14 protein-coding genes are annotated in these 15,430 nt (G+C 37.7%); 5 read left to right on the forward strand and 9 right to left on the reverse strand.

What is annotated here, in order from left to right; all coding sequences use genetic code 11:
* Positions 1–92: 92 nt before the first annotated feature.
* The 9 genes from CVS97_RS06180 to rpsU form a co-directional block, all read right to left on the reverse strand.
* Positions 93–1,412 (reverse strand): hypothetical protein, encoded by a 1,320-nt coding sequence (locus CVS97_RS06180; RefSeq protein WP_107785466.1) that lies wholly within the window; start codon positions 1,410–1,412, stop codon positions 93–95.
* 30 nt (positions 1,413–1,442) lie between these two features.
* Positions 1,443–2,234, reverse strand: coding sequence for a YegJ family protein (locus tag CVS97_RS06185; protein ID WP_107785467.1), 792 nt, complete (start codon positions 2,232–2,234; stop codon positions 1,443–1,445).
* 329 nt (positions 2,235–2,563) lie between these two features.
* On the reverse strand, positions 2,564–3,061 hold the full coding sequence (locus CVS97_RS06190) for a YajQ family cyclic di-GMP-binding protein (protein ID WP_107785468.1): 498 nt from the start codon (positions 3,059–3,061) through the stop codon (positions 2,564–2,566).
* A gap of 16 nt (positions 3,062–3,077) precedes the next feature.
* Positions 3,078–3,836: a hypothetical protein gene (locus CVS97_RS06195; RefSeq protein ID WP_107785469.1), complete on the reverse strand. Its 759-nt coding sequence runs from the start codon at positions 3,834–3,836 to the stop codon at positions 3,078–3,080.
* Positions 3,836–4,771, reverse strand: coding sequence for a D-2-hydroxyacid dehydrogenase (locus tag CVS97_RS06200; RefSeq protein ID WP_107785470.1), 936 nt, complete (start codon positions 4,769–4,771; stop codon positions 3,836–3,838). The genes CVS97_RS06195 and CVS97_RS06200 overlap by 1 nt, the downstream gene beginning before the upstream one ends.
* 2 nt (positions 4,772–4,773) lie before the next feature.
* Positions 4,774–5,955 carry a glutathionylspermidine synthase family protein gene (locus tag CVS97_RS06205; protein ID WP_107785471.1) on the reverse strand — a complete coding sequence of 394 codons (1,182 nt, stop codon included), beginning with the start codon at positions 5,953–5,955 and terminating at the stop codon, positions 4,774–4,776.
* Positions 5,956–5,958: 3 nt separating this feature from the next.
* Positions 5,959–6,576, reverse strand: a complete 618-nt coding sequence (locus tag CVS97_RS06210; protein ID WP_087578236.1) for a UPF0323 family lipoprotein — start codon at positions 6,574–6,576, stop codon at positions 5,959–5,961.
* Entirely contained in the window at positions 6,573–7,205 is a 633-nt protein-coding gene (locus tag CVS97_RS06215; protein ID WP_103583595.1) for a DNA-binding protein, read from the reverse strand. Before CVS97_RS06215 ends, CVS97_RS06210 begins: the two co-directional genes overlap by 4 nt.
* A gap of 103 nt (positions 7,206–7,308) precedes the next feature.
* Positions 7,309–7,521, reverse strand: coding sequence for a 30S ribosomal protein S21 (gene rpsU / locus CVS97_RS06220; RefSeq protein ID WP_009294994.1), 213 nt, complete (start codon positions 7,519–7,521; stop codon positions 7,309–7,311).
* A 138-nt stretch (positions 7,522–7,659) separates the two neighbouring features.
* On the opposite strand from rpsU, the gene ccoG reads away from it, so the two are divergent.
* The 5 genes from ccoG (at position 7,660) to CVS97_RS06245 (ending at position 15,428) form a co-directional block, all read left to right on the forward strand.
* Entirely contained in the window at positions 7,660–8,985 is a 1,326-nt protein-coding gene (ccoG, locus tag CVS97_RS06225) for a cytochrome c oxidase accessory protein CcoG (protein ID WP_107785472.1), read from the forward strand.
* 30 nt (positions 8,986–9,015) lie between these two features.
* Positions 9,016–9,642, forward strand: coding sequence for a TetR/AcrR family transcriptional regulator (locus CVS97_RS06230; protein WP_107785473.1), 627 nt, complete (start codon positions 9,016–9,018; stop codon positions 9,640–9,642).
* Positions 9,643–9,759: 117 nt separating this feature from the next.
* A complete protein-coding gene (locus CVS97_RS06235) occupies positions 9,760–10,920 on the forward strand; it encodes an efflux RND transporter periplasmic adaptor subunit (RefSeq protein ID WP_107785474.1) in 1,161 nt (386 codons plus the stop codon).
* 10 nt (positions 10,921–10,930) lie between these two features.
* On the forward strand, positions 10,931–14,056 hold the full coding sequence (locus tag CVS97_RS06240; RefSeq protein WP_107785475.1) for an efflux RND transporter permease subunit: 3,126 nt from the start codon (positions 10,931–10,933) through the stop codon (positions 14,054–14,056).
* Positions 14,046–15,428, forward strand: coding sequence for an efflux transporter outer membrane subunit (locus CVS97_RS06245; protein WP_107785476.1), 1,383 nt, complete (start codon positions 14,046–14,048; stop codon positions 15,426–15,428). The genes CVS97_RS06240 and CVS97_RS06245 overlap by 11 nt, the downstream gene beginning before the upstream one ends.
* The last annotated feature ends 2 nt before the right edge of the window (positions 15,429–15,430 follow it).

Below are 15,430 nucleotides of genomic sequence, written 5' to 3' on the forward strand. Positions count from 1 at the left end.
CTTAGCCAGATAAATTTGGCCTATAAATTTTAATTTTTTAAATCTGCAAATTTCACATATCAATCAAATTTTAGTCTCAAAGCTTAAGGATTTTACTCCTTAGCCCTTGAGATGATCTTACTCGAGTCAAGCTCAAATTTTACTCCATCTTTCGTCTGCAAATAATAAAATTTACCAATATTGCAAAGCGACTTCACGTCATAAATTTTAACTGCCTTTTCATCTATCTCGCAAGCCATTTGGTCTTTATATTTTTCCTCGCAAAACGAGCTTGGCAAAGCTTTTAAAGCGCTTTTGTCAATAAGCAAAAATTTATAATCAACATTTCCTATACTAAGCGTTTTAGCTGTGTATTTTATAAATAAAAGTGAGTTTGAAATGATCATAAAAATAAGTGCTGCATAAAAAACAACAGTAAAATCTTTCGTCTCTTTTATGCTAGCTATTCCAAGAATGAATGAGAGCATAAAAGAGCAAAATAATATCCAAAGTGCCAAAAATCCACTAATGCTTTTTGAAATAACAATTGATACGATAAATAAAATAAGCATTATAATCGTCAAGAAATATATAACAAAATTTGATCTGTCCTTAAAGAAAACTGCTAAATTTACACAGATATAAGAGAATGGAAATAGTGATATTATCATTAGCCAATTACAATAAAGCCTATAAGCTATAAAAGCAAAAATAAAAAATGATATGGATGTCAAAAAATATATAAAATTTGAGCTATAGAAAAAGAGAAATTTTGGCTTTTTAAATTTATATTTTTTATTATCATTTTGATAAAGGTTTGAGACAAAGACTAAGATACCGATCTCAAAAACCGTGATAAATGCAGTCGCACAAAATAGTAAAATACCTGTAAATATCATCTCTGAGCTATCTAAAATAGGAAAATATTTTACTTCAACACCAAAATATAAAAAGTAGCAAAAGATGCTAGCGATTGGCACGATAAAATTTGAGTGTTTAAAGAAAAAAGTAACACACTCTTTTATGAAATTTGCCTTTAAATTTGCCGAATATTCGCTAAGTCTACTCTCAAAATAAGTGTTATTTAGCAAATCATTTTTAATTTTTTCAAGATATTCTGGTTCCTTATAGCTTGCACCTATATAAATTTCATAGTTTTTCTCATCGAAATCTTTTATAATCTCATCTTTTATATCCAAAATCATAAAACAAATTTGCTTTTTTAATTCGTTAAGTTTTTTTAAAATTTCAATAAAATTTGTTCTATTTAGCTCAAGATAAGACTCATATTCTTCATTTAAAAGAGCTATGAGTTTACCTTGTTTGCTGCTTGCTATGTGAGCATTTGAAAACTTTTTCTTAATGAAATTTATAAAATTTATAGAGTTTTTAACACTCTCATCTTTTTTATTTAAAATATCTTGATAACTCAAATTTAAATCCTAAAAATTTATAAAAACTTGCTATTTAAGCACCTTTGCGATTCCGCTCCAGCCCAAATTCTCAGCAAAATCAGCCGCCGTTTTGCCACTTTTTGTCCGGGCATTTTTATCAGCACCGTTTTCTAGTAAGAGATTTACAAGATTTAAATTTCCAGCGATCGCCTCGTTGTGAAGCTGCGTATAGCCAAACTCATCAGCGTCTGTGACCATATTTGGGTGCTCTTTTATATACTGCTTTACTTGCTCATACGTATTTTTGCTCATTGGATGCTCTATCAAATTTTCAGGATGCTCTTTTTGCTCGTAAACTACCAAAATATCGTTAAAATCGCCAAAATCAAGCCCCCACTCTCTATCGTGCTCTTTTAGCTCTTTCTTTTGCATGCGTGAGCGCATCGCCTGCACGCTAAATCCGCCGTATGCGCGTCCATCTATCGAAAAGAGCCAGTCGCTCATCTCGTCTATCTTTGCGCTTATTTGGTCGCCCAACTTCACGTTTTGCACGCTATCTGGCTCATTTACGAGCGTACCATATATCGTTTCGCCGTCAAATTCCACATCGTCTATCCACATGTGCTCGCCAACTTCTTCGCCATTTACGACATCCAAGAAGCAAATTTTTACCATCGCATAGTCAAGTGCTGGTACGATCCTGCGGCGCTCCCAGTAAACCTCACGCCAAAAATATCTAAAGCTCTCTCTGGCCTGCTCAAACGCACGCTGCATATAGTCTTCGTCGCTACTTACAAAATAGATCGGCATTTGCTTGCCAAGATCGATTTGCTTACCGAGAATTTTCTTAAAAAAGCTCATTTTTTGTCCTTATTTTTAATTTTAGATAGATCAAATTTAAATAAAACGATAAGGCGAAATTTCACCCACAAATACGCCAAATTTTAGATACAAAAATCATGCGAAATTGCACAAATTTAGCCCAAAATACTGCGAAATTTTAAATGTAAAAGTCACGCAGCTATTTCACAAATTTAGCCTGCAAGTCTGCAAGATTTCACTATAAAAACCATACGATTATTTCGCAAAATTAGGCGAGGCGATTTAAATTTTTGTGGCAGGAGTTACCGAGCTGGTAATGACCGAGCAAAAATTTAAATCAACGACGCATAATAAAGCGAAAAAGTGCGTTACTTTAGGTTTTTAAAGCTTATCGGAAGTTCTAAATTTAACCCCCTCACTAGCTTTATACACTCCTGCAAGTCATCTATGCTCTTACTTGTCACTCTGATCTCTTCACCCCTGATCTGCGCACTCACCTTGATCTTTGAGTCTTTGATCGCTTTGGTGATCTTTTTTGAGTTTTCAGCGTCAAGTGTGTCGTTTAGTTTTAGCGTCGCCTTTAAAATTCCACCACTCGCTGGCTCTCTTTTTGTCTCTGTGATCGCCACTGGTGGGATGTTGCGCTTGATGAGTTTTGAGATCACGATGTCTTTTAGCGCGTCGATCTTGTTGTCACTTGAGCTAAGAAGTGTGATAAATTTCTCTTTTTCGTTTAGCTCGACTTCAGCTGCAAGCCCCTTAAAGTCATACCTCGCAGCGATCTCTTTTTTAGCCGTCTCAAGAGCATTTTTAACCTCCATCATATCGACCTCGGCACTTATATCAAAACTATGCTCAGTTGCCATTTTTATCCTTTCAAATTTATTTAAATAGCCCTTTGATCTTCTCAAAAAGCGACTTTTTGCCAGTCTCTTCTTGATTTATAGCCTCGCCAATCTGCTGCACTGCGGTCTGTGCGTAGATGATAGCGCCCTTTGGATCGCAGTTAAAGAGGTTTGAATATGAGCTTGATTTGTTTAGATCAAGTGGATTTGGCTCCACGACCTCAGTGGCCTCAAGCAGGCCTGTTTCTAGCTCGTATGCGTAGTTTAGAGCATCTAAAAATGCAGGTAAATTTTGCATGTAAAAGCCATCAACCGCATCTTTTATCTCACCGCCTGCTTCATAGTCAGCCTTTAGTTTAGCTACGTTTTTAGCGTTTACATAAGCGCCACAGCAGTAGTTTTCGGTGATCTCATTATAAATTTCGCCACTAAATTTATTCAAAAACTCACTTGGTAAAATTTCTCGCCAGTTGCTAATGTAGTTTTTAAATTTCTCATTTTGCTGTGCCAAAGAGCTTAGCGCTGTGCCCCGAGTGTAGAAATACTTTCTAAAAAATCCTTGTGTGACGGCGATACAAAAGCCGTGAGTTTTGTTAAAAATTTTATCGTCTTTATACTGTAACGCAGCGCTTAGCGTATCTTTGTATTTTTGCGCGTAAAATTCCTCTACGCCAGCTTTGCTAGTAAGCGCTAAAACCTCGTCAAATTTACCAGCCCTTGCAAGCTCAAGTGCCTCAAAATACCACTTTGAAATTTCATCTTCGCTAATAGCGTGATAGCTTATATCATAGCCCATTACTTGCTCTCATTGATAAAATTTTCGATGTTTGCGATGATCTTTGCGATGAGCGTCTTTCTAGCCTCCAGGCTACCCCATGCCACGTGCGGCGTGATGAGTAGATTTTCTTTGTTTTTTACATTTAAAAATGGGCTATTTTCGCTCATTGGCTCGCTTTCTAAAACGTCGGTGCCAAAGCGTAAATTTCTCTCATCTATCGCCCTTGCCATCGCTACTTCATCAACTATGCCGCCACGCCCTAAATTTAGCACTATCGCATCATCTTTTAGTAAATTTATCTCGTTTACGCCTAGTAAATTTCTAGTCTTTTCATTTAGCGGTGCGTGGATGCTGATGATGTCGCTGCTTCTTAGTAGCTCATCTAGGTTTTTTTGCTTAAACTCGCTATTTTTATTTGCTCCGCTTGTCGAGTAGTAGCTCACATTTGCGCCAAATGCACGTGCCACTGTCGCCACGCCGCGTCCTATCTCGCCAAGTCCGATGATGCCAAATTCTTTACCAGCGATCTCGCTGATGTCTGCGCCAAGATAGGTGAAAATTTCGCTCTTCACCCACTCGCCACTTTTTACGTAGTGATCATAAAATTCGATACGATTTGTTAGCTCAAAAAGCAAAGCAAACGTGTGCTGCACGACGCTTGCGGTCGAGTAGCCAGCGACGTTTTTAACGGCTATGTTTTTAGCTTTTGCATGCTCTAGATCGACATTATTCATCCCGGTTGCGCTTATGCAGATAAGATTTAAATTTGTCGCGTCCATCACGGCTTTGTCGATGACGACCTTGTTTGTGATGACGACATCAACGCCCTTTAGACGAGATACGACCTCATCGCTTTTGGTTTTTTGGTAGCTGATAAACTCGCCAAATTTCTTAAAAACACTAAGATCAACGTTCTCTCCAAGCGTTGCCGCGTCTAAACAAACGATCTTCATCTTTAATCCTTAATAAAATGTCCTACAAATTTAGAGTAGTTATCTAGAATTTTACCGCCCTTTCTATATCCAAGCGCGCACGCTTCATAAGCGTAAAATACGCCAGCTTGGTAGCTCTCGCCCCTCTCATCTTGGTTAAACTCGTAAAATTCTTGATAGATGGCTTTGTTTGAGTCGTATTCGCCCTCGTTACTTGCTATTTGTGCGCCGTTTTCATCGTGTATCGAGACGTTTGCGCCCTCTCTACCAAATACCGGCTTTTTCACATATTTTTTGCCTTTTAGTGGCTCATTTGAGGTCTCAAGCAAGAGCGGGTGATTAGGATATAGATCCCAAAGAATTTTTAAAATTCCTTTGCTTTGGAAAAGTAGCGTGTAGGCAGGATTTATGATAATGGCTTTTTGGTTTTTGATGATATTTGAGAGTATGAGCGCTAGCTCGCCTTCATCGATCGCTATGCTCTCCCAAGGCACAAGCTTAAACCAGTATTCGAAATTTTCATCGCCTTTAAAAATGCCCTCGTCATCGTTAAAAACGACCTCATCAACGTAGGCAAAGTCGGTTTTAAAGCCGGCCTCTTTTGCGATGTATTGCAGTAATTTAACGGTTTGCTCATCCTCGATACTACCAGCGATAGAGCTAAAGAGTATCCCCCAGCCCTCGTAAACATCCTCAAAATTTACATTATCATCGCCAAGCGTGATAAGGCGTTTAAAATTTTGTTTTAGAGCTTCATAAAGGTTATTAAATTGCTCTGCTTCATCCATATGACTTAGCTTTAGCATCGCCCACTGAATGATCGCTGTCTCAAAAACTGCTGTTGGCGTATCGGCGTTAAATTCGATCAGTTTTATCGGCTTGCCATCAAGCCCGCCTGCAAGATCAAATCTACCATAAAGATGCCAGTGAACGTCATTTTCCCAGCTATTTTTGATGATATCAACTAGGTTAAATGGTATTCCTATCTCGTGAAAGAGGTTGTTGTCGATCACGTGCTGAGCGGCATTTACATACATATCATATAGCTCGTTTGCCGCTTCGTAGTAAGCATCCGCCTCACTTGCTTTTACCTGCACGATCTCATCTGCGATGTATGAGCTGTTATCGTTGTCTGTATGCCAAGCAAAGCCGATTTTTTCCATAAATTCGTTATTTAACGGAGTGATTTTTCTTAAATTTATCATTTTTTAGCCTCCAAAGCTTGATGAGCTAGAGCTTGATTTTGATCCACCACCGAAAAATCCACTCTTGCCGCCACTGCTTCTTGCAGCAGAATTTGCTGCTTTTTGCTTATTAAAGCTATCAACGCTTCTTGTGTATGCGCTTGGATTTTTGTAAGAATTTTGACGAGTAGCTTGGAAATTTTGATTTCCAAAAAGCTTGCTACCTATCCAGCTACCAAGTATAGCACCAGCAGCTGAGGCAAGTATCGTCTCACCAAGGCTTAGACCGCCACTACTTAGCTGTGCGTCACTCGTTTTTGTTAAATTTGAAGTGCCATTGTCGATATTTGCATTTGCTTGAGCTAGGAGCTTATCAATCTCGTCTTTGCTTAGCACACGTTCAGTACCGTTTATGTCTTTTAGTACAACTCTAGTTTCAGTACTTGGATACTCTTCTAAAATTTTATAAACTCCAGGCGCGCTCTCTTCGATAATGACAAAGGCGCCATTTTTTTGCGCAACTTCGTTTAGTGCATTTTCATCACCGCCATTGTTACTGCCACAGCCAGCAAGACCAGCCATAACGATCGCACCAAATCCGCCTACCGCAGCATAAGTAGCTATCTTTTTAATGTGTTTCATATCTCTCCTATCAACTCTTTTAAATTTTTATGTCTTCTAACAAGTATCACGCCTCGTTTAAATTTTATAAATTTTGAGTGGTGTATCGCTTTTATTATCTTTTCACTGGCTTTTTTCGTTGCCTTTGGCTTTAGATTTAGCTCCTTTAAAAATTCACTTAAATTTATCCATTTTGATTCATTTTCTATCTCAGCCTCTATCGCTTCATTATTTGGCATATCGTCATTTTTTTGTGCTAAAAGCGGCCTTTGCATAGCATTTAGAAACTGCATGAGCTTTTCATCTCTATCTTTATAAATTTGCAAAATTTCATTTTTTCGCTCGATTAGCATCTGCTCCTTTTCTTTAAAAAGCCTATCTTTATCGGCTTGCAAGTTTAAATTTAAACTCTTTAACTCGCTTAACTCATTTAGCAAATAATTTACAAACTCATCATTTTGGGATTTAGTTTTTGTACTTTTTGGAGTGGATTTTGTGGCTTTTTCGCTACTTGGTTTCTCATCAAGGATGACAAATTTTGTGCCATTTTCAATGACTGTATTTATCGAACCACGGCGGATTCTATTATAGACTGCTTCTTTTGTTATGCCTAAAATTTCTGCAGCTTCGTTTATAGCTAGCTTTTGCATCGAATTTCCGTTTAAAATAAAATAAAAAATTTGCTTTGATTATAAAAAAATAAGGCTAAAAGAAGAGTTAAACAAAGAGAGCAAAGCCCTCTTTGTCTTGGTTTTAGAGTCTTGACTCGTAGCGTCTAAGCATATAAAGACGTTTAAGCATTTTCTTGCGAGCTGCAATTTTTTGTTTCTTGCGGATCTCAGTTTTAGGCTCAAAGAAGCGTCTAGCTCTTGCTTCAGTTACTACTAAGTTACGGTCAGTTTGTTTCTTAAACTTTCTGTAACCCTCGTCAAATGACTCGTTAGGATGTACCTTAATACCAGGCAACGTCCTCACCACCTTTCAGATTAAAATAAGCCGTGAGTATAGTTTAATTTTCATAAATTTAAGCTTTTAACTATTTTTTTTTAAAACTCTTTTAATGCCATAAGCTTTATAATCATAAAATTTCAAAAAAGGCTTATTATGTCAAAGGATTTTCATCTTAGCTACGCCAAGAGGCGTTACATTTTTTTCGCCTGTATTACGCTATTTGTCTTTGTTTTGCCATTTATCAGAGTAAATGATGCGCAGCTATTTTTGCTAAGTTTTGATAAAAGTAGAGTTGATCTATTTTTTACAAAATTTGATATGCAAGAGCTTTATTTGTTGCCATTTTTGTTTATCATTTTGTTCTTAAGTATATTTTTTCTAACGACACTTGCAGGGCGTGTTTGGTGTGGTTGGAGCTGTCCGCAAACTATTTTTAGAACGATATTTCGTGACCTTTTGCAAACTAAAATTTTAAAGATCAGAAAAAATATCCAAAATAAACAAAATGAGCCAAAAGGGCAAATTTTAAAGCGTGCTTTAGCAGTTGGAATTTGGTGTATTTTAGCTCTTATTATTTCGGCAAATTTTTTATGGTATTTTGTGCCACCGCTTGATTTTTTTGCTTATTTAAAAGAGCCAAGCGAACATGGAGTTTTGCTTGCATTTTGGCTTGTTATCGCTATTTGGTTAGTTTATGATGTCATCATTTTAAAAGAAAATTTTTGTATTTATGTTTGTCCTTACGCTAGGGTGCAATCAGTGATGTTTGATAACGATACGATCCAAGTTATTTACAATCAAAAAAGAGGTGGCGTAATCTATAACGGAAAAGAGAAATTTAAAAAACCAAAAGAAGAAGGCGCGCTGTGTACTGGCTGCGAGGCGTGCGTAAGAGTATGCCCAACGCACATTGATATAAGAAAAGGTATGCAGCTTGAATGTATAAATTGTCTAGAGTGTAGCGATGCTTGCGCTAAAGTGATGAAGCATTTTGATGAAAGTTCACTTATTGAGTGGAGAAGTATAAACTCTATAAAAGAGCAAAAAAGAGTCAAAATTTTACGCTTTAGAACGGTTGCTTATCTCGTTATTTTGGGCATTGTCTTAACAGCTGGGGCATTGATGAGTGGGAAAAAAGAAAGTATGCTTTTAAACATAAATAGAACAAGCGAGCTTTATAAAATTTTAGGCGAAAATGAAGTCGAAAATTCTTACGTATTTTTGGTGCAAAACACACAAAATAAAGAGCATGCCTTTTACTTTGAAGTAGACGATAAGAATATAGAAATTTCTCGTCCAAATAAGCCATTTATATTAAAAGCCGGCGCAAAGCAACGAGTAATCGTCACATTAAAATCAAAAAATGAAAATTTAAGCGATAAAGATTTTTTAAAACATATAAATATAAAAGCCTATGCCACCGATGAGCCGGCTATCAGTGTGCAAAGGCAAAGTACTTTTATCTATCCTAAAAGATGATAAAATGACAAAAATTTAACAGGAAGCAAGATGGCGATCTCAGAAAAGGGTAAAAAAAGATACGAACTTATCGTAAAAACAGCACTTGAACTATTTTTAGAAAAAGGATACGAAAAGACAAGCTTAAGTGATATCGTAGCGATAAGTGGTGGATCGCTTTCTAGCATTTATACATTTTCTGAGAACAAAGAGGGGCTTTTTGAGGCGATCGTTGAGCAAGAGATAGATAGCCTTATAAAAGAGATTGATGAGAAAATAGATCTTAAAATTTCTCACAGCTTGGAGGAATTTTTAACCAAATTTGCAACCATAATATTTTCTATCGTTTGCAGCAAAAGGCATATCTCTCTTGGTAGGATAATGATGAGTGAGGGTTCTAAAAATGGCGGCAAACTTGGTAAGACGTTTTTGGATCAAATTTTAAAAAAGATCGATCTTGTGCTTATAAATTTCTTTGAAAGAGATGAGGTAAAAGCCAAACTTGATTCAAAATTTTCAGCCAAATTTGCTGCAAAGTACTTTATACAAAGCGTGATCGGGGCTTATTACTACGATTCGCTTTTGATAAATGAAGAACCAAAGCTTAGTGAAAAAGAGCGTAAAAAGCATATTAGCTTGTGTGTTGAGTTGTTTTTGAATGGAGTTAGTAAAAAATAAAATTGACTTTTTATTTGTTTTCTAATAGAATCGAGAACTTTAAATTTTTGTAACAATTATTACAAATATTACAAAAACTAAATATGATATTAAAATTTAAAATTAAGAGAGGTTTTTATGGCAAATTTTAAAAGTGCTCTTGTGCTTTCGGTTGCAGTTTTATTTCTAAGTGGTTGTTTTGAAAATAAAGAGAATAAAGCGGCAGCAGGTCGCCAGATGCCACTATCTCATGTGGATATTTTTACCGCACAAAAAACAGACGTACCTATTAGTTTTGACTACACCGCAACGGTTGTAAGTAGTCAAGATGTTATTATCTATCCAAAAGTTGGCGGAACTATCATAAAGCAGTTTTTTAAGCCAGGCGATAAGGTAAAAGCTGGAGAGAAGCTATTTCTCATAGATCCAGAGAAATATCAAGCCAGCTACGACTCACTTGATGCCTCTGTCGGCGTGGCAAATGCAAATTTGAAAAATGCCGAGACCGAGTTTAAAAGAATTTCTGCCCTTTATAAGAAAAATGCAGTCTCTCAAAAAGACTACGACGCAGCAGTTGCGGCTTATGACATTGCAAATGCGAATTTAGTAAGTGCAAAAGCAAATTTAAAAAATGCAAAAATCGATCTAGGATACACGACTATTACAGCACCATTTGACGGCGTAGTGGGTGATAACCAAGTAGATGTTGGCTCGCTTGTCATAGCAAACCAAACAAAACTTGTAAGACTTACAAAAATAAATCCTATTGAAGCAGAATTTTATATCGCTGATGTGGATAATCTAACTAGAAAGACAAATTTAGATAACGGCTCATGGCAACAGCTAAATAGTGACGCTGTGTTAAGTGTCAATGGCGAAAATTTTAATGGTAAAGTAAATTTTATAGATAACGTCGTAAATACCGCAACTGGCAGCGTTTTAGCAAAGGCTAGCTTTGATAATAGTGAAGGTAAAATTTTACCAGGTGCGTTTGGTCATATAAAGATGAGTGGATTTGTGCAAAAAAATGCCTTTAACATCCCACAAGTTGCTCTTCAACAAAGCGCTACAAACTCTTATGTTTTAGTCGTAAAAGATGGCAAAGTAAGCCAAAAAAATGTAAAAACAAGCTACCAAACAAAAGATATGATCGTAGTGACTGAGGGTCTTGAAGAGGGTGATAAGATAATTGTTAATAACTTCCTTAAAATAGGAGTTGGTGCACCAGTTGAAACTGATAAAGACCTAAGTGCGGAATTTATAAACGGCAAAGATGTAAACGCTACAAGTAGCAAGTAAAGGCAGATAGATGTTTTCAAGATTTTTCATAAACCGCCCGATATTTGCAACTGTTATATCTATCATCATAGTTATAGCAGGTTTTATGGGTATCAAGGGGCTTCCAATAGAGGAGTATCCAAGTCTTACACCGCCTACTGTCTCTGTAAGTGCGACATATAGCGGTGCTGATGCGCAGACTATCGCCGACTCAGTCGCAAGTGCGATCGAAGATCAGATAAATGGCGTTGAAAATATGCTCTATATGCAAAGTACCTCAAGCTCTGCTGGTACTATGAACATAAGCGTATATTTTAAGATCGGCTCATCGTCAAAACAAGCTACGATCGATGTAAATAACCGCGTGCAAGCAGCTCTTTCAAGATTGCCCCAAGAAGTGCAAAATATGGGCATAACGGTACGCGAAAGAAGTGGCTCGATCCTTCAAGTTGTTGGCTTTACAAATCCAAATATGAACCAAGTTGAGCTATATAACTATGTAAATTTAAATATCGCAGACGAGATCAAAAGGGTAAATGGTATCGGCGATACAGTGCTAATTGGCAACAAAGAGTACTCGATTAGAATTTGGCTAAAGCCAGACAAGCTCGCTCAGTTTAAACTAACTCCAAGCGATGTCATCTCTCAAGTAAAAATCCAAAACTCACAATACGCCGCTGGTAAGATCGGTGAGCAGCCATCAAAGGGTGAAAATCCTTATGTTTATTCTGTAGTTTCTGAAGGACGTTTTAAAGATCCAAAACAATTTGGCGAAATTTTGATAAAAAGTGATGACGGCACAGTCGTCAAGCTAAAAGAGGTCGCCACAGTCGAGCTTGGAGCTGCTAGCTACGCATCTGAAGCTATGCTAAATGGCAAGCCAGCAGTGCCACTTTTGCTATTTTTGCAAAACGATGCAAACGCACTAGCAACTGCTGAAGCGGTCAAAGCAAAGCTTGAAGAGCTAAAGAAAACCTACCCAGTTGGCTTAGAGCACACGATAGCTTACAATCCAACTGAATTTATCACCGTCTCAATAGACGAAGTTATAAAAACTTTCGTAGAAGCGATGGTGCTAGTTCTTATCGTAATGTACTTCTTCTTAAAGAGCTTTAGAGCTACCATCATACCAATGCTAGCCGTGCCAGTCTCTATCATAGGCACATTTGGCGGGCTTTATGTGATGGGCTTTAGTATAAATTTGATCACACTTTTTGCCCTGATCCTAGCCATCGGTATCGTCGTAGATGACGCTATTATCGTCATAGAAAATGTCGAGAGAATTTTACATGAAGATAAAGAGATCAGCGTAAAAGACGCGACTTTTAAGGCGATGGAGGAGGTACAAACTCCAGTTATCTCTATTGTACTTGTACTTTGTGCGGTTTTCGTGCCAGTTTCATTTATGGAGGGCTTTGTTGGCGTTATACAAAAGCAGTTTGCTCTAACACTTGTTGTTTCTGTTTGTATCTCAGGCTTTGTCGCTCTTACTCTTACGCCAGCACTTTGTGCGGTTATGCTTAAAAAACAAGAGAGTAAGCCATTTTGGATAGTTCAGAAATTTAACGACTTCTTTGACTTTAGCACTAAGCTCTTTACAGCTGGCGTGGCAAAAATTTTAAAACACGTCATTATCAGCTTTATAGTCATTGGTATAATGGGATTTGCTACGTATGGCCTATTTCAAAAGGTGCCAAAAGGGCTTGTGCCTTCAGAAGACAAGGGTGCTTTGATGGTTATCACCTCGCTTCCACCTTCAACAAATATGCTAAAAACTAAAGAAGAGGTAAATTCTATCAGCAATGCTATTTTGAGCAATCCAAATGTTGAATTTAACATGGGCTTTGCAGGTTATGATATGCTCGCTAACTCACTTAGAGAAAACTCAGCCATTAGCTTTATCAAGCTAAAAGACTGGAGCGAGAGAAAAGGTGCAACGGACGGTGCAGATGCCTTGGTCGGTCAGTTTAACGGTATGCTTTGGGGCTCTAAAAACTCGATGACCTTTGTCGTAAACGTGCCACCTATCATGGGTCTATCAATGACTGGCGGCTTTGAGATGTATCTACAAAACAAAAGCGGCAAAAGCTACAACGAGATAGAAGCAGATGCTAGAAAGGTAACTGCAGCTGCAAACGCAAGACCTGAGCTAACTGGCGTAAGAACAACACTTGAGACAAACTACCGCCAGTTTAAGATCACGGTTGATAAAGAAAAAGCAAAGCTATTTGGCGTAAGCGAGAGTGAAATTTTCAGCACGATAGCGGCTACTTTTGGCTCTTACTACATAAATGACTTCAATCTTGCTGGTAAATCTTACCGAGTATATGCAAGGGCGAGCGATAACTTTAGAAACAACCCTGAGGATCTAAGAAAAATTTTCGTCCGCTCATATGATGGCGGCATGGTGCCACTAAATTCAGTAGCAACACTTACAAGAACGATTGGACCTGATATCGTTGATAGATTTAACCTCTTTCCATCGGCTAAGATCATGGGCGATCCAAAACCTGGCTACACGTCAGGCGATGCGATCAGAGCGATCCAAGAGGTCGTAAATGACACGCTAAGCAGCGAGGACTACGCTATAAGCTGGGCTGGAACGGCGTATCAAGAGGTAAATTCTCAAGGAACAGGCACGGTTGCCTTTATCTTTGGTATGGTCTTTGTCTTTTTGATCCTTGCTGCTCAGTACGAAAGATGGCTCATCCCACTAGCAGTCATCACAGCTGTGCCGTTTGCGGTATTTGGCTCGTTGCTAGCTGTTTGGATAAGAGGGCTAACAAACGACATCTACTTTGAGATCGGTCTTTTGCTGCTCATCGGTCTAGCGGCCAAAAATGCCATCTTGATCGTAGAATTTGCTATGCAAGAGCGTGAGAGAGGAAAGAGCATATTTGAATCAGCCGTAAATGCAGCAAAACTTCGCTTTAGACCTATCGTTATGACATCTATCGCATTTACACTAGGCGTTTTCCCAATGGTTATAAGCACAGGCGCAGGCGCTGCATCTCGCCACTCATTAGGAACTGGCGTGGTTGGTGGCATGATCGCTTCTACGACGATAGCTATATTTTTCGTGCCAATGTTTTACTATTTGCTTGAAAATTTAAATGAGAAATACTGGAAAAAGGGAGCAAAAAAAGATGAAAAATAAGGCGTTTATACTTATAACGGCGGCATTTTTAGCTGGTTGCTCATTTCGTCCAGATATGCCAAATGTAGATACAAATTTCACATCTACTTACACTTATGAGACAAGTGATATAAGGGATCTTTGGTGGAGAGAATTTCACGATGAAAATTTAAATTCTCTAGTAGAAAGTGCACTTGAGAAAAATACAAATTTACGTGTTGCTTATTTAAATTTAGAGAAAGCAAAAGCAAGCCTTGGCGTAGCTGAGGCGGATTTGCTTCCTGGTATAAATTTAAATATAGGCTACGAAAAAGCAAAAAGTAGCGGCGAAACATATACTAAACAACCACAAACTCGTTATAGAAAATCAGATATAAATTTAGGATTAAACTATGAGATTGATCTTTGGGGTAGAGTAAGAAATAATGTAGCAGCGGCCGAAGAAAGCCTAAATGCAACCAAATTTGACTATGATAGCGCGAGACTAAGTATCAGCTCAAATGTTGTAAAAAGCTACTTTGCATTAGTTTCATTAAATATGCAAGAAGCTGTGCTAAGAGAGACTTTAAAAACCTATGAAGATACGCTAGCACTTCGCAAAACACAGCTTGATCTTGGAAGCATAAATGAGATGACCTATTTGCAAAGTAAGGCAGCAGTAGAAAGCGCTAAGACCAATCTTACTTCTATATTAAATGCAAAGTCAAAAGCTATCACCTCACTAGCTATCTTGACTGGTAAAAGTAATAATGAAATTTTAGGTGGAGCTGTTGCTAGCTCGCAAAATTTACCAGCTTCTCCCGAGATAAGTGCTGGCATTAGCTCTGAAATTTTGCTAAGAAGAAGCGACGTGGCAAAGGCACTGGCTGATTTAAAAGCTACAAATGCTCTTGTTGGTGTTGCAAGGGCTGAGTATTTTCCAAGCATTTCACTGACTGGACTTTTTGGCTTTTCAAGTATTGATTTTGAAAATATCTTTGTTGGAAATGCTAATACATGGAGTATAGGAGGCTCTTTAGCACAGAAAATTTTTGATTTTGGTAGGACAAAAAATAATGTCGCAGTGGCTAAAACAAATGAACAAATTGCTGCTGTTAATTATGAAGCAGCGGTAAAATCGGCTCTTGGCGAAGTAAGAGATGCGCTTGTTTCAAGGCAAAATTCAAAAATTTCTTTGGAACAAGTGAAAAATTTGCTAAAATCCCAACAAAGAATTTATTCGCTTGCTAAAGAGCAATATGATGCTGGCTATATTGGGCATTTAGAGCTTCTTGATGCGCAGAGAAATTTGCTTCAAGCAAAATTACAAGACGTCTCAGCAAAGCTTGATGAGGTCGATAGCGCAGTCGAAGTTTATAGAGCTTTTGGTGGCGGTTTTAGGTTAGAAAAATAATT

Origin of the sequence: Campylobacter concisus (genome assembly GCF_003049735.1) — a bacterium.
GTDB classification, from domain to species: domain Bacteria; phylum Campylobacterota; class Campylobacteria; order Campylobacterales; family Campylobacteraceae; genus Campylobacter_A; species Campylobacter_A concisus_AN.